The organism is Limoniibacter endophyticus, from assembly GCF_014652835.1.
Classification (GTDB): domain Bacteria; phylum Pseudomonadota; class Alphaproteobacteria; order Rhizobiales; family Rhizobiaceae; genus Limoniibacter; species Limoniibacter endophyticus.
This window is the reverse complement of record NZ_BMZO01000007.1, coordinates 22,254-41,803: the sequence shown is the minus strand read 5'-3', so window position 1 is coordinate 41,803 and position 19,550 is coordinate 22,254. Positions and strand designations below refer to the sequence as shown.

The window sequence follows — 19,550 nt, the reverse complement described above, 5'->3', positions numbered from 1 at the left end:
TTCCTCTATGTATGCTTCTCGTTTTCATGGCGGCTGTGTTAAATGCCGCTCATGAGTGCCTCGATAGCCCAATCGCCTGTCTATAACCCGCCGCTCGAGCCATATGTCTCGATCGTCCATCAGGATGCGGATATTCTTGTGCTGGATAAGCCGAGCGGACTCTTGTCCGTGCCCGGGCGAGATCCGGCGCTGTCGGATAGTTTGGCGACCCGCGTACGTGCGCAATTCCCCAAAAGCCAGATGATCAACAGGCTCGATAAGGATACATCGGGCCTTGTGCTCATGTCGCTCAATCGGCGCGCCCATGCGCATATTGCTGCGCAGTTCGAGGCGCGGCAGACGGAAAAATCATATGTTTCCATTGTCTGGGGGATCGTGGAAGCCGATGACGGGCTGATCGATCTGCCGCTGGCAATCGACCCCGAAAACAAACCACGTCATCGTGTAGATCACGCAAATGGAAAGCCTGCTCAAACGCGTTGGCGTGTTCTGGAGCGGGGCGGCGGGACCACGCGCCTACAGCTTTTTCCTCTGACGGGACGTACGCATCAGCTGCGCGTGCATATGAAGGCGGCGGGGCATGTGATTCTCGGGGATGCATTTTATGCCGAGGGCGAGGCGCTGGGAGCTTCGGCGCGGCTGCTTCTGCACGCTGAAATGCTGCGTTTTCAGCATCCCGACGGGTCCATCATGACCTTCACTGTTCCTTGCCCTTTCTGAGATCATGTATGGCGCAGAAAGTTGATTCATCAGAGCTGGTAGTCGATTTCGTCGGCGGGGCGGTGGGGCATCGCTTCCGTTCCGGCGAGGGACGTGGCCAACCGCTTGCCAAGGCGGCAGGATTTACGAAGGGAGTAACCCCGCAGATCGTTGATGCGACGGCTGGGCTGGGGCGCGATGCGTTCTTTCTCGCTTCGCTGGGGGCCGCCGTCACGTTGATCGAACGTTCGGAGAAAATGCATGCGCTGCTTGCGGAAGGTCTTGAGCGCGCATCCGCAGAAGGCGGTCGTTATGCCGATACTGTGGCGCGCATGACCTTGCTGCGCGGCGACTCCTGTCTGCTTTTGCCTGAGTTGAAGCCGCAGGTCGTGCTGGTGGATCCGATGCATCCGCCGCGTGGCAACACTGCGCTAGTGAAAAAGGAAATGCGCCAGATCCGCGAAATTGTCGGTACCGATCCGGATGCTGAAAAGCTCATGCAGGTTGCGCTCGAAGCGGCGCAGGCTCGTGTGGTGCTGAAGTGGCCCCTGCGGGCTGAACCGATGGCCGGTCTGCGCAGACCGTCGCACCAAATTCTTGGAAAAAGCACGCGCTATGACGTCTTCGTCAAGGCCAAGATTCCACTTGCCGGGGAGCATGAGGAATGACCATTCGCACGATCACTAAATATCCCGATCCACGTCTGAAGATCGTGGCGCAACCGGTGACCGTGTTCGACGTGTCGCTGCGTGAACTGGCGAATGATCTTCTCGATACGCTGCGTGCTGCTCCCGGCATCGGAATCACTGCGTCGCATATAGACGTTCAAAAGCGGGTCGTTGTGCTCGAGCTGTCTCCTGAAACGGGTGTGAAAGTGTTTGTCAACCCGCAGATCATCTGGATGTCGGAGGAGCGGGTTCGTCACCCCGAAGGCAGCGTGTCGATGCCCGGAGTGGTCGAGGAAGTGGAGCGGGCAGCATCCATCCGTCTGCGTTATCAGGATCTCGAAGGCCGCGAGCACATAGAAGAATCCGAGGGTCTTCTCGCAGTCTGTCATCAGCACGAAATCGACCAGCTCGATGGCATTTTCTGGATTCAGAGACTATCGCGGCTGAGACGTGAACGCGTCCTGAGGCGCTACCAGAAAATGGCGAAGGCTTGATAATCGGCGACGACCTGAGCTCATTATCTACGATTTGAGCGGGAAAACCTCTCAGGAAAGAACGTGTGGCATTAGGCGTCACATCGCAGTTGGCTGCGTCCGCTCGTCATGTCGTTGATCAGTGCTGCGACGGTTTCGATCATGGCCGTGTGGATGCGCATGTATAAAATGGCGCCGGTCGCGGTAAAGGTCTGCGCCTCAATGGCAACATGTGGCAATGCAGACAGCTTCGCCTGTAGGAGCGCCAGGTCTGAGAAGATGCAGTCAAGCGTTGCGGCAGTGCTCTCAACGAGGGGTATTCTCTCCGCTTCCCGCAGACAAAGAGCGGCACTGCCCCCATAGGCGCGGATCAAGCCGCCGCTGCCGAGAAGAATACCGCCGAACCAGCGTATGACCAGTACGGCGACATGATCCAGAGATTGTCCGTCGATGGCTTGCAGGATGGGTTTGCCTGCCGTGCCACTCGGTTCGCCATCATCATTGAACCGATAGGCCTGACCGAGACGCCAGGCCCAGCAATTATGTGTGGCGCTCGGATCCGAATGTTTTGCGATGAAGGCTTTTGCCGTATCTTCGTCAGCGACGGGTGCAGCAAAAGTGGCGAAGCGGCTTCTCTTGATTTCCTGGCGCGCTTCATGCGGCTTCCGCAGGGTGAACCGCTCTGTCATCGTGCTTTTTGCCTCCGCCCGGTCAGGCTGTCGCAGTCTTCTTCTTGCCGGTTGCGCGGAACGCAATAAATCCTGCGGCCAGACCAGCGAGCGCCCATTTAATCGGCAATGCATCCGCGGTCTCGCTACGGATAGGCAAGACCGTGACCGTCCCGGGACGTGATTCGACGCCTGCCTGACCGCCTGCTTTGGCCTGCTCTATCTGTTCGGGAGATACGACCCATTCGGCGCCCCGCATCTTGTCCACTTGCATGAAGCCGAAGCCGACGACGAGAGCTGCGGCTGCGGCGATGAGTAGGCGAACAGGTCGTTTCATGAATATCTCCATTCCTTGTTGCTGCCTTCGTAACGACTGTGCAAGAGATGTCCAGTCCTTAAAATCGGATAGCGCTCAAACAAAAGGGCCAGATTGCTCCAGCCCTTTTGTACTGTAATTTCCGGTAGTTGCTTATTCAGGGAAGAAGGCGAAGCGGATAATGAAGAGTGCCGCAATGACCCAGGTGGCGATGTGAATGGAGCGCGCGTGACCGGTTGCGGCCCTGAGGATGACGTAGGAAATAAAGCCGAAGGCGAGACCGTTGGCGATCGAGTAGGTCAGCGGCATGCCGAGCGCCGTCAGGGCTGCCGGGGCGGCGATGGTGACGTCCTTCCAGTCGATCTCGGAAAGCTCGCGCATCATTAGCGTTGCGACATAGAGAAGCGCGGGTGCTGTCGCATGTGCCGGAACGGCACTGGCGAGCGGCGAGAAGAACAGTGCGCAGAGGAAGAGTGCGGCGATGACAAGGGCGGTAAGGCCGGTGCGACCCCCTGCCTGGACGCCGGCGGCGCTTTCAACATAGGCGGTCGTTGAGGATGTTCCGAGGAGCGAGCCGCCGACGATGGCGGTGGAATCGGCGAAGAGGGCGCGTCCGAGGCGGCTCTTCTTTTCATCCTGAATGAGACCGGCGCGTTTGCCGACGCCGATCAGCGTGCCTGTAGCATCAAAAACTTCGACTAGAACGAACACAAGAATGACATGGATAAGGCCGGTGCCAAGCGCGCCCATAATGTCTAGCTGCAGGAATGTGGGTGCAAGGCTTGGCGGAGCCGAGACGACACCATTGAACTGGCTGACGCCGAGCAGCATCGACAGGATCGTGACAACGAGAATGCCGATCAGGATCGCGCCGCGAACACGCAGCGCATCCAGCACGGCCATGAGGAAGAAGCCGAAGATCGCGAGAAGAGGGCCGGGCTGGTGGAGGTCACCAAGGCTGACCAACGTTGCCGGATTATCCACCACGATGCCGGAACCGGTCAATGCGATGATCGCCAGGAACATGCCGATACCGGCAGCAATGGCGCTCCGCAACGCCTGCGGAATGCCGTCAATGAGCCAGGATCGGATACCGGTAATGGTCAGAATGAGGAAAATGATGCCGGAAACGAAGACCGCACCAAGTGCCTGCTGCCAGGTGAAGCCCATGCCCGCGACGACGCCAAAGGCGAAGAATGCGTTTAGCCCCATGCCGGGGGCCATGCCGATCGGCCAGTTGGCGACCAGTGCCATCACGATCGAACCAAGGGCCGCCGCAAGGCAGGTGGCAACGAAGACTGCGTTTGCATCCATCCCCGTCGTCGAAAGAATATTCGGATTGACGAAGATGATATAAGACATGGTGAGGAAGGTGGTGAGGCCGGCCACGAGTTCGGTGCGAACCGTGGTACCATTCTCCTTCAGTTGGAAGAGTTTTTCGAGCATAGGATCCCCTCAAGGCCCGCATGAGACAGGAGGATGCGGGCAGCCGTCCTCCAGCATGTTTCAAACAGGAGGATCAAGCCTCTATAAACGGCTGTGCAAAGGGACGACATACGAAATTGGTAGAAAATTAACCGGTTTTGTCCCGCATTCGATGTTACGGGGACATTTATTTCGCTACTGTTTCAAAAATGTCAGATCAAAGGAGGTCATGATGCTTTACCGGTTGCTTCTCCCGCTTATTGTTCTGAGCTCGACATCCCTTCTTTCCGCGCAACCGCAGGATTGCGCCAACGCTCAGACACAAGGCGACATGAATGCCTGCGCCGCAAAAGCGTATGAGTCCGCGGATAAGGAGTTGAATGCGCTTTACTCCGAGATCGTCCACCGATTGGAGAAGGGCAGCGACACGCGCAACATGCTGGCCGACACACAACGCGCCTGGATCACCTTCCGCAATAAGGAATGCGCTTTTCAAGCGAACCTGACGGAAGGCGGCAGTTCCCAGCCGATGGTCAAGCTGCAATGCATGGCCGATCTTACCAAGCAGCGCGTCGATCAGCTGAAATATTATGCCAATTGTGAGGAAGGCGATCTCAGCTGTCCTGTCCCTGCGCGCTGATCATCTGCCAACGAAAGGGAGTGGGCCACCGCGACGACAAACTCGGAAGGTTGCCACTGGACCGCTTTTTCTGAACTGCTAGAATCTCGCAGGAAACTACGACATCGGGGACAACGTTGCCGCTGGACCGCTTTTTCTGAACTGCTAGAATCAACTGGATTTTGAATTGTCGCATCGTTAGGTTGCCGCTGGACCGCTTTTTCTGAACTGCTAGAATTATGTCTGACAAGCAGTTAAAGGTTATTCAGTTGCCGCTGGACCGCTTTTTCTGAACTGCTAGAATATATCCGTGCGGCGCTCCTCCATCGTTCCTGTTGCCGCTGGACCGCTTTTTCTGAACTGCTAGAATAGATGACGGCTGATCTCTCTGATCTTAAAAAGAGAATCAGCCGTTTCATTTTTGAAAAACGGAATGAGGCAGTCAGAAAAGAATGAGCTGCTGTGGATTTTTCTGACGTGCCTTGCGTCTCTGGTCGCTGTAGCGGACGATGTTCTCATATTGCCTGTCTGTGAATTGAAAGACATAGACGTCGCCTTTGTCAGGGAGGATGGCGCTTATCTTGCGCACATATGATTCGAACTGTTCCTTGCCGTTGCAAAAGCGCAAATAGTTGGAAAGTTGACTCATTTCAAAACCCATGTCCAGTAAGCTGAGCCTGAATTTCGAGGCAGCGGCACGTTGCACCTTGGTCTCGACCGGCAGGTCGAACGTTACGAGCATCCACATGAGCTGATATCCGTTAAGATGGGTGAGGCCAGAGGTTGCTTTATGTTCCCAGCGCGTCATGGGGGACCTCCTCGACGACCGAGCTTGTGGCGATAATGGAGGGATCGGGTAGGTCGAGCATCGGCACCTTCATTTCGAAACTGGTGACAACGGAATAGACAAATCGTTGCGTTTGAATGGAAAGGGGCGACGTGCCAATTTCTGTTATGAGGTCGAGCGTGCCGATGCTGGCGAGTTGTTGCTTGGTCTCCGGTGTTACTCTGTCGTGCCCCTTATCGACCAGATCGCGGACAAGCATGTCGACCAGCGGGCGATAGGGCTCCATCAAATCATCAGAGAGCGCGAAGGCGTTTGCGCTGTTGGCGTGAAAAATACCGATGGTGGGATGAAGGCCGGCAGCGCAGATGGCGCGCGAGACAAGCGCCCGCAGAACCGTGTAACCGTAATTGAGCAAGCTATTGATGCCGTCTGCATTCTGATCGCGTGAGAAATTGGGGCCGAACAGTGCTTTCCAGTAGCGGCGGGCGGCCTGAGCTTCAATATTGCCAGGATCGCCTGACCGCACGGTGCGAGCGAGTCTCAAGAGGCCGCCGGCTTCAACGTCATAACGTTGCAGCACAGCGGCCTGCATGCGGATTTTTGCTGTGACTACCTGTCGCCATAGTTGTTTGGTGAGCGGCTTCGGTGCAGCAATCTGAGCCCGCATGCGTGCAGCTTGCCGATGATGCCCATCAAGAGGCCAGATGCAGGCGATCGGAGCATGATTGCTGCCGCAAATCACCACGGGTACGCCGCGTTCGCTCATGCGAGTAAAGACGGTGTTCGACCATTTCACGCCGTGTGCGTGCACGATGAGCGCACCAATATCGTCCAGCGCGATACGCCCGAAGTTTTCACCGGCTAAATCAGCTATAAGAAAACCCCGATGGACGGAAAGAAAAACTCCGTCCGTTTGTATGTCTATTACCCGCTCCATAACGCGAAATATGCCATCTCTTCTTGGTCAAGAAAAAGAGATTTCGGTTTTATTGTTAATGTTTCCATTCTGTTTTCGGATGGCGCGGCTCTGACGGTCTTGCGGACCAGGATCAAAAACACGACCTGTTTCATCCACACGGATTTGGCGTGCCTGGGCGTCTTTCAACGAACTGGCTGATTTTATGAAATATTTGAATGGGTCCGTCTTATCCGCGTCCCGAGCTTTCAGGGCTCCACCTTCACGGTTGCTGGCAAAGCAGATACTTCCCTTCGAGAATTTCACCACTCGACCGACCGTGTATTCGTTGTCGTGATTCCGGTAGGCAACCATATCGTCCTTATGGAGGCTGAGCACGCGCCGCGCCGCCGGATTATTCTTATGTATCTCGGATTGCCAGCCCAGCTTATGTGCTTCGAACATTGAGACGAGTTCCTCAACCCACTTGCCGCTGGGCAGTTCCCAGACGTCGTAGCGATAATTGGCATCGCCTTTATAGGCCTTGTAGGCGCGACCATGCTCGTCGCGGATCGGGATGACATTCAGTGTTTCAATGACGCGCACGCGGCGGATGCCACGAAACTGCTTCGGCCCCTGCTTGCGGAAGTGATCAAGTGCTGCTGGGAAGTCCTTGTCGGAAACGCTGTCTGTTGCTTTGAGGATGGCGGCCTGCAGCTCTTCATCGCGAATAGTGGCGATGTCCTTGCGTTGTAGGTTAAGGAAGCTCTTGCGGCGCACGACGATAGGCACGCCTTTCGCATCGGTTTCGCCAGTCAAACCGTAAGCCGTATCATTATGCAATCGGCCCGCGGTGGAGCTGGCGCTTTCCGTTGAGGGTAAAGTGCCATGATCAGGCTTGTGGCTGACAACGATGCGGCTGACGATTCTCTCCAATTCTTCACGAAATGTCGGAAAAGGCAGGTCGATGTCGCCAATGCTCTTTTCTAGTTGCTGCGCCTCGCGGCTGGCTGCTGCTCTTGAAACGCGATTGAGCATGGCCGGCGTGATTGCGCCGATCACCGCCGCGTCTATGGCATGATGGCGGTGGTCATTGCGATTTTTCGCATCGGCCTTACCGATCAGTTCGTTTAGTCCCCAGTGATGGCGCAGCATCTGCGTCATGCGTCCGGGATTGATGCGTACGTGATTTTTTTTGACGAAGACGCCCCACTGATCCGGTTCTTCATCCGGGTAGAGCGCGGCCAAATATTCATGTGCGAGACGCGAGAGATACTGGGTATCGGTGAGCTGGCGCGCGAGAAAGCCTTCTTCCTCGCGGAAGCGTTTCATCGCGCCGGGAGCGAAACGCCAGCGCTTGCTGGCAGGAAGGCGGCTGGCCCGGTCGAGGATGCCGTCATACTCGTGCACCCATTCCGCAACTTCTGAAGGAGGGCGGTTCTTCTTGATCCGGTTGGCATCTCGCAGGCAGAGCAGTTTGTTGGCCTGACTGTCGTCGAGAGTTTGTGAGTAAGGCAGGATGTGATCGACATCCACCTCACCATTGAAAAGCATTTCGATGCTGATCGGTTTGCCGGAATAGATGCATCTGCGATTTAGCGGCTGGGCCGGATCGAGTTCTTCCCAGAGTTTCAGAAGATAACGATTATAGCCGTTGTCGATGTTGAAATAGGTGCCTTTTCTTTCCAGGTCGCGCAGCTTGTCGCTCCGCAACTCATTGGCGCGCGTATTCTTCGCGATGGTATGGTTGACCTGCTTCTTCTGTTCTTCGGAGAGTTTCAGGTCTCGCGCCAGTTCGATGGCGATCTTCTCCGGTTTGCCGAATCGCTGGATCAATAGATTGACGACGCGACGCAGCTGGTTGAGCGCGATATGCACCGTTGGATTGGTGATGCGGCCCATGCGAATATCATAAGGATCGTCGTCATCCCCGGTGCCGGCGGGAATGCGCTTGGCAAGAACTTCCTGATAGGGCGGCAGAAGCGCGTGGCCGTCATGCACTTCTGCATTTTTCAAGCCGGCTCGTTGAATGGCCTCATATTCAGTGATGACATCAGCTTTAAGCTCGACAAGCAGGGTCTCCAGCGCAGAGACGCCGAGGCGTCCAAAACCTTCAGGCAGATTCGCACCCGAGATCGCGTCGCGCTGGCTCGCTTCGAGCAGCGGGTAGCGGTTGGCCAGCCAAGTATCCAGTGCCAGAGGATCGTCTTCTTGATATAATTTCTCGACAAGCTGCGTCTGCTCCTTGACTGAAAAGCCGCTCCAGAGCGCGCCGAAACGGCTCTTGTCGCTCATAGTGGCATAGACTTCGTCACCTTTCATGGAAAGGCGGCTTTCGCTTTCCTTGTTGAACTTGATGCCTTGTGACGCCTTCAGCAGTTTCTTGCGCAATGCCGTGTACTTGGATGAATGCGCTGGACGAAGAACGGTAATCAGAAGATCGCGCTGCTCGAGCGTCAAGGGATACGCATCCCCGAAGTCCGGTTTTAGCTTCAGCTCGTTCACTTCCTTGAAGAGGCGGAACTCCTGAAATAGCGGATGCGCTTTCGGCAGGCGATCCTCATCAGGAAAGAAGCTGCATTTGCCGGGTTTGGCAGGTTTCAGCGGCCGTTGGTAGAAAATCACCGTATGAAGATGAGCGCGCCGTTCCTCGGTCAGAAGATCGGGATAGAATTTCGCTTGCGCATCCCAAATCGCATTGAACTCGTGCTGCAAAAAGCTGCGTTCGGGATAAAAGCCGTACCCCTGCTCATCCTTGCCTTCGACATTTATGGTCTGTGCGCGGACACGCACTGTGCCGCGGTTTTTCGGATCGGTGCCGCGGCGCTTGAAAAGCAACTCGCCAAGCGTTCGAGCGTCATGGGCGAGCAGTTCCTGGTGCAGGCGGGCGATTCCCTGCGCAATCATGCCTTGTTCGTTGTCTCGGCTGTCAGTACGGCGATTGCTTTTAAAGCCTCTGCGCTGGTTCAGATGAAAGAATATGCGGCCGATCTGATATAAGCTCAGGGCCTCGTCAAGCGCGCGGGCCCGCAATGCATAGACATCGGAAGGCAGGGCGCTGTCTCGTGTTTCTGCTATAAGGGCGAGTTGAGCCGGCCGATGTTCTGGCATGAGTCCGAATTCGATCAACGTGCGCAAAAGGGCTTTTCGGCGGCGCTTGTAGCGGTCGCGCCGCCGCGACATGCCGCGTGCGATGCGGCGGCCAACAGCGAGCGGCAGGCGCGACTTCGGTTCGCGGCCATCTCCGAATAGGCGCACGCCGGCATCGAGAAGACGAATGGGGGTGCCTGCGGTGTCGATGTCGAAGGCCGCCCAGCCTACGGAAGAAGTCCCGAGATCAAATGCCAGTAAGAGAGGTGCAGCGCTCATGGAGCGCAAATTATTCGCATAGGGAAATTCATGGATGTTCATGCCAGATTCTCCATAATAATATGAAATTGTTGCGCCATCGTTCTGCGTTGCGCAACAACTCACTGGCATAAAATGGAGATTACACGATATGTTTTGTTTTTAAAGCAAAAATTGTTCGCGTAGTTGCCGTTAGACATGCTTTTTCTGAACTTATAGAATACTGTGCGGTCTCGACTGTGCAGTATTCTATAACAAAAAACGCACCCCGGAGGGTGCGCCTTATTTGGTGCTGTCTAAGCTTGTTAACGGCCAGACCGCTTTTTCTGAACTGCTATGTATAGTTCTTCTAAGCATATTTCATGCGCTTTGCAAACCCGATGATCTGCAGGGGTGATAAATTTTTCTTGAATCATTGGGCGTGAACCAATGGACGCGTTGGCGGTTGGTGTTGCAAGCTGATTGCGACCGACCGTCCGGCGGGCCGTGCACTTTTCGTAGGAGCGTCTCATTGCAAGAAGCCGCTCGTGTATCGATGGAGCCATTCATGACCAAGTTTTCTCTCCTTCTCGCCGGCACGATGCTATCTGCCGCTATTGCTCTCGGTGGCGCATATGCGCAGACCAATGGCGGCGCGGCTGCTACAGGGAGCGCCGAGGGCGAGTCCCCCGCTTCAGGTGCTGAGCAGCGTCCGGGTGGTACACCGGCGGAAAGGGAAGCCGCCAATGCCCCGGATCAACGGCCCGCCTTCCAGGGGCAGACCCGCGCTCCACAACCTGAGATCATGCCGGAAGTTACGGTTGAGGTGGTGGCAGAAGGGCTGCCTAAGCTTTGGGCGATGGAATTTCTGCCGGATGGCCGCATGCTGGTGACGGCTAAGGAGGGCGCGATTCATATTGTGGCTGATGGGGAAGTGGGGCCTGCCATTGAGGGAGTGCCCGAGGTCGATGACCGCGGACAAGGCGGCCTGCTCGATGTGGCTTTGGCCCCTGATTTCGAAAGCTCGAATCGTATCTTCTTCTCGTTTTCCGAGCCGCGCGATGGCGGCAATGGCACCTCCGTTGCCTCCGCAACACTTGTGAGCGATGAAAATGGCGGTGATCGGCTTGAAGATGTGAAGGTCATCTTTCAGCAGATGCCGACTTATGACGGGGACAAGCATTTTGGATCGCGTCTCGTCTTTGACAATGATGGTGCGTTGTTTGTTACCGTCGGCGAGCGCTCGGATGTTGAGCCCCGTATTCAATCGCAGGATTTGTCCAGCGGTCTTGGAAAGGTCTTCCGCCTGACGCAAGACGGCGAGCCCTTTGAGGGCAACCCCTTTGCCGATCAGGAGAATGCGCTGTCCGAGATCTGGAGCTACGGCCATCGCAACACGCAGGCGGCAGCGCTCGATGCTCAGGGGCGTTTCTGGATTGTTGAGCATGGACCGAAAGGCGGCGACGAGTTGAACCGTCCCGAGGCAGGCAAAAATTACGGCTGGCCGGAGGTGACCTATGGTATCGAGTATAGCGGGAGCCCGGTCGGAGAGGGCGAGACGGCACGCGAAGGTACAGAACAGCCAGTTTATTACTGGGATCCCGTTATCGCACCGTCAGGCATGGCACTTTATCAGGGTGATGCGTTTCCTGAATGGCAGGACGCGTTTCTGATCGGTGGGCTAGGCACGCAGGGTATTGTCGTCGTGCATCTCGACGGAGATCGGGTAGTCTACGAGGAGCGGGTGCCGCTTGATGCGCGTATCCGTGACGTGAAGGTTGGGCCGGATGGCGCCGTTTATGCCGTAACCGAGTCGCGCATGATGGGAGGCTCAACCATCATCAAGCTGACGAAAGCAAAGTAAGCTCAATATCTGCGTTCGCTGTGCGCCCATCCAGACGGCGCACTTCGTATCCAGTTTGTGGCAAGTCGGTCACAGCGGGAGAAACAAACGATTTAAGCGTAAAAGAGGAGTTTCTAGTTCATCTTTCATCTGACATAAGGAGCGATATTTTTCAAAAGGATATATCTTCCGTGTCCCGTCTCATTTCCTTCAAAGCGTTTTTCGGTCTTTCGGCGTCTTCTCTTGTCTTCCTCTCGGGCGCACACGCGCAAAGCGACGACCCGGTCGAGCTGGATCGCATCGTCATTGAAGGCGAGGGCGGTGCTTCGGTGTTCAGCAACGCTGCCGTTGTAACGGGACCGGTTGAAGGCTACGTTGCGGCGCAGAGCGCGACGGGCACCAAGACAACGACGCCGCTGATCGAGACGCCGCAGTCGATCTCCGTCATCACGACGCAGCAGCTCGAAGATCGTGGGGTGCAGAATCTCGATCAGGCTCTCGGATATACTGCTGGCGTTGTTGCGTCCCCTTTTGGCACCGACGCGCGCTATTTCAACCCAATCATCCGTGGCTTTGACGCAAAGGACAGCGTCTATCTCAATTCCTTCCGTTTTATCCGTGACTTCAGCGCTATCGCTTTCGAGACGTTCGGCCAGGAGCGTATCGATGTTATCAAGGGACCGGCATCCGTCCTCTATGGTCAGGGGGAGCCGGGCGGGCTGATCAATCTGGTGGCAAAACGGTCAACCTTTGAACGCTTCATCGAGGCAGGCGCGGAAGTGGGCACCAATGATCGGTATGTTCTTAAATTCGACGGTGGTGACGCCTATAACGACGTTCTCTCCTATAGACTGACGGCTCTGGGGCGTCTGGCCGATGGTCAGCAGGACTTCACCAGCGATGACCGCTTCTATTTTGCGCCGTCCCTGACCTGGGCGCCAGACGAGGACACTTCGCTTACCATTCTGGGCGCGCTTCAATATGATACGGGCACGTCTCCTCTGGGATTGCCACAGTCCGGAACGCTCGATTTCAACCCGAACGGTGTGATTCCGATTAATCGCTATATTGGCGAACCTGGGTTCAACGATGCCGAAAGCCTTTATGGCAATCTCGGATATGAGTTCCGGCACCGTTTCAACGAGACGTTCGAGTTCCGTCAGAATGTACAGTACGGACATTTCGATGCAGACTTCAACAATCTCTATTTCTCCTCATTGGCTGCGGACAATCGGACGGTGAACCGCGGCGTGAATGTCCAGTCGGAAACGACGAATAGCTTTGCTGTCGATAATCAGTTGGAAGCAAAATTCGATACCGGAATCGCTGCGCATACAGCTCTTCTTGGTCTCGACTATCGCAGTAACAAGCAATGGCGTTCGTCTAATTTTACCGGAACGATTACACCGATCGACGTCTTCAATCCCGTTTACGGTGCGGTGCCGAGCGTGGATACCAGCCTGGCGGATATAACCAATTCGCGGATCCGTACCCTCGGCATTTATGCTCAGGATCAGGTCGCGATAGATCGTTTGCGTTTGAATTTCGGTCTGCGCCAGGACTGGTTCGACATCGACAACAGCTCGTTGAAGGGCATAACGAAAACCACAACTCTTTCCGAGGTCAAGGATCAGGCGCTGACCGGACGTGTCGGTGTTCTTTATCTTTTCGATAGTGGGTGGGCGCCTTATGTCAACTATTCGACTTCGTTCAACCCGCAATCAGGTACTGTTACGGCGACGCAGCGGGCACTGGACCCCAGCAAAGGGGAAATCATCGAAGGCGGCATCAAGTATCAGCCGGAAGGCTCGAATACGCTTCTGACGGCCAGCATCTATGAACTAACGAAGACGAACATCGCCACGACTACGAATTTTGTCACAACGCAGGTCGGTGAGGCCCGCTCGCGTGGTTTCGAGCTGGAGGCAAAATCAAATCTGGCGGCTGGTCTCGATCTGATTGCAAGCTATACCTATGCGGATACGCGCATCATGGATGGCGGAGACGAACTCGATGGCCCGAATGGAACATTGCTTCCAACGACCGGCAATCGGCTGAAAGATATTCCGCTTCATTCCGCGTCGCTTTGGCTTGGCTATACGTTCCGGGAGGATACGACGCTGGCAGGTCTGAAGCTCGGCGCGGGCGCGCGCTATGTCGGCGAGCGTTATGGCAACAATACAAACACGGTCAAACTTCCCGATAACATCGTCTTCGATGCTTCAGTCGCTTTCGAAAAGAAAAATTTCAAGGCATCGCTGGCTGTGCAGAATATCGCCGACGAGCACTATGTCGCGAGCTGCAACTTCGGTTGCTTCTATGGCGAGGGCCGCACCGTCGTGGGCAACCTGAGCTATAAGTGGTAAGTGGATTTGTCGGGCGTTCCTATGAGCAAAGATGTGCGGCCTTCGCTTTTCGAAGTGGAGGCTGCACATTTCCGTGTGCCTGGACGTTCAATCATCGAGAACCTGAACCTGACAATCGAACAGGGCGAGGTTACGGGGCTGATCGGGCCGAATGGCTCGGGTAAATCGACGCTGATCAAGATGCTGGCTCGTCAACAGGCGGCGGATCGTGGCACCATACGTTTCCTGGGACAGGATATTGGGGTCGATACAGATCGCACATTCGCCCGCAAACTTGCCTACATGCCGCAATTCATGCCGACCACTGATGGCATGACGGTGGAAGAATTCGTCGCGTTGGGACGTTTTCCCTGGCATGGAACATTTGGACGCTTCACCGCAACAGACGCGCGCAAAGTCGAGGAAGCAATGGCGCAAACGGGCGTCGAGGCCTTTCGCAACCGCATTGTCGATACGCTTTCGGGGGGCGAGCGCCAGCGCGTATGGCTCGCTATGCTGCTTGCGCAGGATACAAAGTGTCTCTTGCTCGACGAGCCGACCTCGGCGCTCGATATTTCTCATCAGGCGGAGATGCTGGAACTGGTTCATCGGCTGGCGCATGAGCGAGCTTTGAGCGTTGTCATCGTTTTGCATGATATCAATATGGCGGCGCGAATTTGCGATCGACTGGTGGCGCTCGGGCATGGCAGGTTGGTGGCCGACGGTGTACCCAGCGAGATTATGCAGACCGAAGTACTTGAGCGCATCTACGGCATCTCGATGGGTATCTTCACCAATCCCTCAAACGGTACGCCGGTGGGCTACGTTCTATGATGCTCGGACGGCGCAGTTTTCTGGCTGGTGCTGCTTGCGCAGCGGCGCTTGCGCCGCACGCCGCTATGGCTGCACCGAAAATCGCCATTGTGGACTGGGCTTTGCTGGAAACAGCACTGGCGCTTGGCATCGTCCCGGCGGCAGCGGTCGAACTAATGCTCTATCGCCAGGTCGTCATCGAGCCCGCCGTGCCAGGCGAAGTGCTGGATCTGGGGCTTCGCGGATCGGTGAACTTCGAGCTTCTCGCTGCCGTCGCACCCGATGTGATCTATGGCAGCAATTACAGCGCCTGGGCGCATCCGCAAATGGAGCGGATCGCACCGGTCAGATCCTTGCCGATCTACGTGAGCGGCGAACAGCCTTTTGCCAAGGCGCAAGCTGCCATGCGCAAAATGGCGGCGGATTTCGCTCTGGAAAGGGAAGCCGAAGATTATATTAGTGCCACCGATGCCGAGCTGGCGAAACGCGGAGAAAGGCTGGCGCAGCATAGAAGCCGCCCGCTCCTCATTATCAATATTGGCGATCCGCGTCATTTTCGTGCATTCGGCGGCGATTCCATGTTCGGGGATGTTGCCACGAAAATGGGCTTTGAGAATGCTTGGGGCATAAAGACAAGCTATAGCGCGACAGCACCGGTGGGACTTGAGGTGCTTGCGGATTATCCAGAGGCGATCGTCATCATGATCTCGCCTATTCCGCCCGACGCGAAGCGTGTGATGCCACAAAGTGCGCTCTGGCAAGTAATGCCGGCGGTGCGCGAAGGACGATCTTTCGTGCTGGAGCCGATCAATCCGTTCGGTGGTCTTCCGGCAGCGCGCCGATTTGCGCGACTTCTGGAGGAAGCACTGAGGGCTGCGGCATGAGCGCGGACATCAGAACCGGGGGCGAGAATCCGGTGCGGCTCATTCTCTTTGGCGTCGGAACTTTAGCGCTTGTATTCTTTGGCCATGTTCTGTGGCGTGATTGGCCGGGCGACGGCGATTTGCTGCGTCTTATTGTATTTTACCACAGCACATTGCCGCGTGGCGCGGTTGCATTGCTTGCGGGGGCGGCATTGGGCTTGGCCAGCGCACTGATGCAACGCGTGTTGCGTAATCCTATAGCGGATCCCTCGACGGTCGGCGTTGCCTCTGGTGCGCAACTTGCAATGACGGCAGCGACAATTTACGCGCCCACATGGATGGAATATGCGCGCGAACCGGTCGCCTTCGCCGGTGGAGCGATTGCCCTCGGGCTTGTGCTCGCATTGTCATGGCGACGTTCGCTCGATCCAGTCACCGTAGTGATTTCGGGCATGCTGATCTCGCTGGTGGCCGCTTCAATCAGCTCCACTATTGTGCTTGCTAATGGCGAGTACATGATGTCGCTGTTCATTTGGGGCAGCGGCGCAATGGAGCAGCAGAGCTGGACCCCGGCCAACAATTTAGCAATTCGGCTCGTGTTAGCGGCGATAGCAGTTGCATTGCTGTATCGCCCTCTGCTTCTGCTGGCGCTGGACGATGCCAATGCACGGGCTCTTGGTCTGGGCGTTACGGCGACCCGTTTCTGTGCGCTGGGCGTTGCGGTGTTTCTCGCTGCGAGCGTTTCGTCCGAGGTCGGGCTGATCGGTTTCGTCGGATTGGCAGCACCCAATATGGCGCGGCTAGCTGGAGCACGCACTCTACGACAGGTGTTGGTGATTTCGCCGCTGATTGCGGCGGCAATCCTGTTTCTGGCCGATGGGGTCGTGCAGAGCGTTTCCTTTGGCGGCACCCAGCTTTTGCCGACGGGAGCTGCGACTGCGCTTCTTGGCGGCCCGTTCTTGCTTTGGCTCCTGCCGCGGCTAAAAACGCAGCTGCAACCTTCGGGGCAGTTGAACGTCGTAAGCCGGACAGGTCACCCGCGAGGCATGATTGCTGCTTTGACCCTGGCCATTATCACGTTTGCAGTGGCTGCGATATTGATTGGGCGTAGCGGCACAGGCTGGCATATAGCTCAGGGCGAGATGTTCGATCTTCTCTTCGAGTGGCGGTGGCCGCGCGTGCTAGCCGGTGCGGTTGCGGGTGGTATGCTGGCCGCAGCAGGCTTTTCCATGCAACGCATCACCGGTAATGCGATGGCTAGCCCGGAAGTTCTGGGCGTTGCCTCCGGCGCCGGCGTTGGTCTTGCAACCCTTCTGATTTTCTCTCAGGACATTGGGCGTAGTGCACAATTCTCCGGCGCTTTCGTCGGTGCGCTCGCGGCAATGGCGATTGTGCTTTTCCTCTCGGCTCGCTATCGCTTTGGGTCGGAACGCCTGCTTCTATCAGGCATCGCGGTCGGTGCCCTGTGCGGATCGATCATCACCATCGTGATCGCCCGTGGCGGGCCGGAGTCGATGCTCCTGCTTGCCTGGCTGAGCGGGTCGACGCAGAACGTTACGCCGTGGGAGGCCGTGCTGGTAACGGGGCTGGCTGCCACCTTCATCACGCCGCTCTTTTTTTTGCTGCGCTGGCTCGCTATCCTGCCACTGGGCGCACCGGTAGCAAAGGCAATTGGGCTGAAGCATAGTCTGGCAACCGGTGTACTCATTGCGTTTGCTGCGTGCATGACGGCGGCTGCGACTTTGTTCGTCGGACCGCTGTCCTTCGTTGGGCTGATGGCGCCGCATCTGGCCCGGCTGGCCGGGTTTGTGCGTCCGGCGCAACAATTGGTTGCCAGCATACTGGCCGGCGCTCTGCTGATGATCTTTTCAGACTGGATGGCGCGCAACCTGACTTTTCCTTATCAGCTGCCGATGGGGTTGATGACATCGCTGATTGGGGCGCCTTATCTTCTCTGGGCACTCAATCGTCGAGCACGATAGACCCTCGTCAGGCTGCTTTTGCGGGACGCGCCGGCAAATCTTTGCGCCAGTATGCAACCACCAGATGCCGTTCGCGCGGCAATTTCAGCGTTGTGCGGCAGTGCTTGCGGATCGTCTTGAAATCACAGAACTCGCAAGCGGCCCAGAAGAACGTGTCGTCACCGATTTGATCGAGTGTCACTGCCGTAGCGGCATCGACAAGTCGTTCGCCCCGCGCGCGATACAACCATTCGATGTCGCACCGGCCCTTGCAGGTAAGTGATTGTTCTTCAAATTCGTCCGCCACCTCTATGTAGGCACGGATGCTGGAATTATGGCCGGCATCTTCGAGAATGCGGGCTATGGCAGGAATGGCCGTCTCATCTCCAAACAGGAAGAGCGACCCCGAATCCGGAATGCCGCCGCCACCGGGCCCGGTAACGCCCACGACGTCACCGGGCTTAGCACCGATCGCAAAGGCAGAGCCGGGTGTACTGTCACCATCGTGGCGCAGAATGTCGACCGCCATCTCGCTCTTGACCAGATCGAGCGAACGGATCGTATAGACGCGCGCCGTCAGTGCATCCTCGCCCTCCGGCCAGATCGGGCAACCATCAGTACCGAGAACCGGCCAGACAGGCTTCCGTCCTTCGGGCGGAAAGATCAGGCGTATATGCAGGCCGTTGTGTGTGAAGCGCTCGAGATTTTCTCCCTTGAGCACAACCCGTCGCATCTTCGGGGTGATATCATAGGCTTCAACGACCTTCATTTCCCGGAAGAAGGGCGGGTAACCACCCGTCAGGCCGTCGCCTGTCCATGCCAGCGTGGCCATGTCATCACCCGCGAACTCCCGCAGATGATGTATCATGCCCATTTTCATGTAGATTAGCGATGTGTCGTCATCCGCCTCAACCCGAAAAGACAAACGACCATCATCGGCAACCAGGAACGCCCGACCGTAGATGGTTTCGATCAGCCCTTTTGTGCCAGCCATCGATGCCGTGCCATGTTCGTTATAATGGCGGCAAAGACGTTCAGCGATACCAACCGGATCATCGAGATAAATCTCACTAGCAGCCTGAAGCATAGAACAACCCCATCACTTACGGGAACGGATAGATTTTATGACATTGGCTGTCAACTTTCCTCTACGCTCGGCGCAAGGTTGTAGACGGTCTGGACATATTTAGGAAAAGCGTTTCCAGAAATGAGGGCTCGTCAAAAATCCTCTTGTCGAAAATGCCCCGGTAATAGGGGAAAATGCACGTTTGCGAAGTGGCTCCGGTTCGTCCATCATTAACCTTTCGAAATCTCTATTCAACCTTAGGCAGGTTTTCATCTCCAGGTTCGAGTGTCACACTCGATGCAGATGACTTTATGATCCAGAGGAACATTCGAACTCGAAGAACGTAAATTACGTCACCGCATCGTCCATTGAACGAAAGCGAGAAGAGCGACCACAGCTGTCAAAACAGTTTTGCGTATGACTGCAACCCTGAAAGGAGACGGACATGGAACGTGTACTGCCCCCACTTCATGAAGGTCATGCACCCATCGCATTGCAGGAAGCATTCAAGAACGCAGTCGAGGCATTCGAGAATTGGAACATCTACGAAGATGAGCCATCGGTGCCGATCGACCAGAAGAACGTGCCGGTAAGTTCGGTCTTCGGACGTATGCGCACCTGCACTGATATCGTGCCGGAGACGGTTTTCGCTCCAGCCAAGGATGTTCTTGGAGAACATGGCGACGATCTCGCCTATGGCGTCACTTATGATCAGCTTGCCGCCGTTTTGCGCACGCGTTGCGTGGAACGTCTGCGGCATGTCTCTTGATTATGATCGAGGA

The 19,550-nt window shown here is 56.2% G+C and carries 17 protein-coding genes and 1 CRISPR repeat array; of the genes, 10 read left to right on the top strand and 7 right to left on the bottom strand.

The genetic code is table 11. From position 1 onward, the window contains the following. Positions 1-51: 51 nt before the first annotated feature. The 3 genes from IE151_RS10975 to IE151_RS10965 are packed head-to-tail and all read left to right on the top strand — an operon-like array spanning position 52 to position 1,861. Positions 52-720 carry an RluA family pseudouridine synthase gene (locus IE151_RS10975; protein ID WP_189490453.1) on the top strand — a complete coding sequence of 223 codons (669 nt, stop codon included), beginning with the start codon at positions 52-54 and terminating at the stop codon, positions 718-720. Positions 721-728: 8 nt separating this feature from the next. Further along, positions 729-1,367: a class I SAM-dependent methyltransferase gene (locus IE151_RS10970; protein ID WP_189490066.1), complete on the top strand. Its 639-nt coding sequence runs from the start codon at positions 729-731 to the stop codon at positions 1,365-1,367. Next, positions 1,364-1,861 (top strand): peptide deformylase, encoded by a 498-nt coding sequence (locus IE151_RS10965; protein ID WP_189490064.1) that lies wholly within the window; start codon positions 1,364-1,366, stop codon positions 1,859-1,861. The genes IE151_RS10970 and IE151_RS10965 overlap by 4 nt, the downstream gene beginning before the upstream one ends. 71 nt (positions 1,862-1,932) lie before the next feature. Here IE151_RS10965 and IE151_RS10960 read toward each other — a convergent pair whose 3' ends face one another. The 3 genes from IE151_RS10960 to IE151_RS10950 all read right to left on the bottom strand — a co-directional run bounded on the left by IE151_RS10960 (position 1,933) and on the right by IE151_RS10950 (position 4,270). Beyond that, positions 1,933-2,529 (bottom strand): IMPACT family protein, encoded by a 597-nt coding sequence (locus tag IE151_RS10960; RefSeq protein WP_189490063.1) that lies wholly within the window; start codon positions 2,527-2,529, stop codon positions 1,933-1,935. A gap of 22 nt (positions 2,530-2,551) precedes the next feature. Further along, positions 2,552-2,845: a hypothetical protein gene (locus IE151_RS10955; RefSeq protein WP_189490062.1), complete on the bottom strand. Its 294-nt coding sequence runs from the start codon at positions 2,843-2,845 to the stop codon at positions 2,552-2,554. 132 nt (positions 2,846-2,977) lie between these two features. Next, positions 2,978-4,270 (bottom strand): NCS2 family permease, encoded by a 1,293-nt coding sequence (locus IE151_RS10950; protein WP_189490061.1) that lies wholly within the window; start codon positions 4,268-4,270, stop codon positions 2,978-2,980. 211 nt (positions 4,271-4,481) lie between these two features. On the opposite strand from IE151_RS10950, the gene IE151_RS10945 reads away from it, so the two are divergent. Further along, positions 4,482-4,889 carry a lysozyme inhibitor LprI family protein gene (locus IE151_RS10945; protein ID WP_189490451.1) on the top strand — a complete coding sequence of 136 codons (408 nt, stop codon included), beginning with the start codon at positions 4,482-4,484 and terminating at the stop codon, positions 4,887-4,889. 49 nt (positions 4,890-4,938) lie between these two features. Continuing rightward, positions 4,939-5,238: direct repeats of the CRISPR family, unit length 36 nt; unit sequence GTTGCCGCTGGACCGCTTTTTCTGAACTGCTAGAAT. Positions 5,239-5,310: 72 nt separating this feature from the next. On the opposite strand, the gene cas2 is transcribed toward IE151_RS10945, so the two are convergent. Genes cas2 through cas9 form a run of 3 tightly spaced genes read right to left on the bottom strand, consistent with a single transcriptional unit; the run spans position 5,311 to position 9,961 of the window. Beyond that, positions 5,311-5,676, bottom strand: a complete 366-nt coding sequence (gene cas2 / locus IE151_RS10940; RefSeq protein WP_244636715.1) for a CRISPR-associated endonuclease Cas2 — start codon at positions 5,674-5,676, stop codon at positions 5,311-5,313. Further along, positions 5,657-6,592: a type II CRISPR-associated endonuclease Cas1 gene (gene cas1 / locus IE151_RS10935; protein ID WP_189490060.1), complete on the bottom strand. Its 936-nt coding sequence runs from the start codon at positions 6,590-6,592 to the stop codon at positions 5,657-5,659. Before cas1 ends, cas2 begins: the two co-directional genes overlap by 20 nt. A 27-nt stretch (positions 6,593-6,619) precedes the next feature. Next, a complete protein-coding gene (gene cas9, locus IE151_RS10930) occupies positions 6,620-9,961 on the bottom strand; it encodes a type II CRISPR RNA-guided endonuclease Cas9 (RefSeq protein WP_244636714.1) in 3,342 nt (1,113 codons plus the stop codon). 484 nt (positions 9,962-10,445) lie between these two features. Here cas9 and IE151_RS10925 point away from each other — a divergent pair, with 484 nt between their 5' ends. The 5 genes from IE151_RS10925 (at position 10,446) to fhuB (ending at position 17,723) form a co-directional block, all read left to right on the top strand. After that, entirely contained in the window at positions 10,446-11,741 is a 1,296-nt protein-coding gene (locus IE151_RS10925) for a PQQ-dependent sugar dehydrogenase (RefSeq protein WP_189490059.1), read from the top strand. A gap of 170 nt (positions 11,742-11,911) precedes the next feature. After that, entirely contained in the window at positions 11,912-14,086 is a 2,175-nt protein-coding gene (locus tag IE151_RS10920) for a TonB-dependent siderophore receptor (protein WP_189490058.1), read from the top strand. A 21-nt stretch (positions 14,087-14,107) separates the two neighbouring features. Then, positions 14,108-14,899: an ABC transporter ATP-binding protein gene (locus IE151_RS10915; RefSeq protein ID WP_189490057.1), complete on the top strand. Its 792-nt coding sequence runs from the start codon at positions 14,108-14,110 to the stop codon at positions 14,897-14,899. Beyond that, the gene (locus IE151_RS10910; RefSeq protein ID WP_189490056.1) at positions 14,896-15,762 is read left to right on the top strand and encodes an ABC transporter substrate-binding protein; all 867 of its coding nucleotides are present in this window, start codon (positions 14,896-14,898) and stop codon (positions 15,760-15,762) included. The genes IE151_RS10915 and IE151_RS10910 overlap by 4 nt, the downstream gene beginning before the upstream one ends. After that, positions 15,759-17,723, top strand: coding sequence for a Fe(3+)-hydroxamate ABC transporter permease FhuB (gene fhuB / locus IE151_RS10905; RefSeq protein ID WP_189490055.1), 1,965 nt, complete (start codon positions 15,759-15,761; stop codon positions 17,721-17,723). Before IE151_RS10910 ends, fhuB begins: the two co-directional genes overlap by 4 nt. 7 nt (positions 17,724-17,730) lie before the next feature. Here the strand turns inward: fhuB and IE151_RS10900 are convergent, their stop codons facing one another. Then, the gene (locus IE151_RS10900; RefSeq protein WP_189490054.1) at positions 17,731-18,789 is read right to left on the bottom strand and encodes a siderophore-interacting protein; all 1,059 of its coding nucleotides are present in this window, start codon (positions 18,787-18,789) and stop codon (positions 17,731-17,733) included. Positions 18,790-19,213: 424 nt separating this feature from the next. Between IE151_RS10900 and IE151_RS10895 the strand changes: the two genes are divergently transcribed. After that, positions 19,214-19,537: a BRA0787 family protein gene (locus IE151_RS10895; RefSeq protein ID WP_189490053.1), complete on the top strand. Its 324-nt coding sequence runs from the start codon at positions 19,214-19,216 to the stop codon at positions 19,535-19,537. The last annotated feature ends 13 nt before the right edge of the window (positions 19,538-19,550 follow it).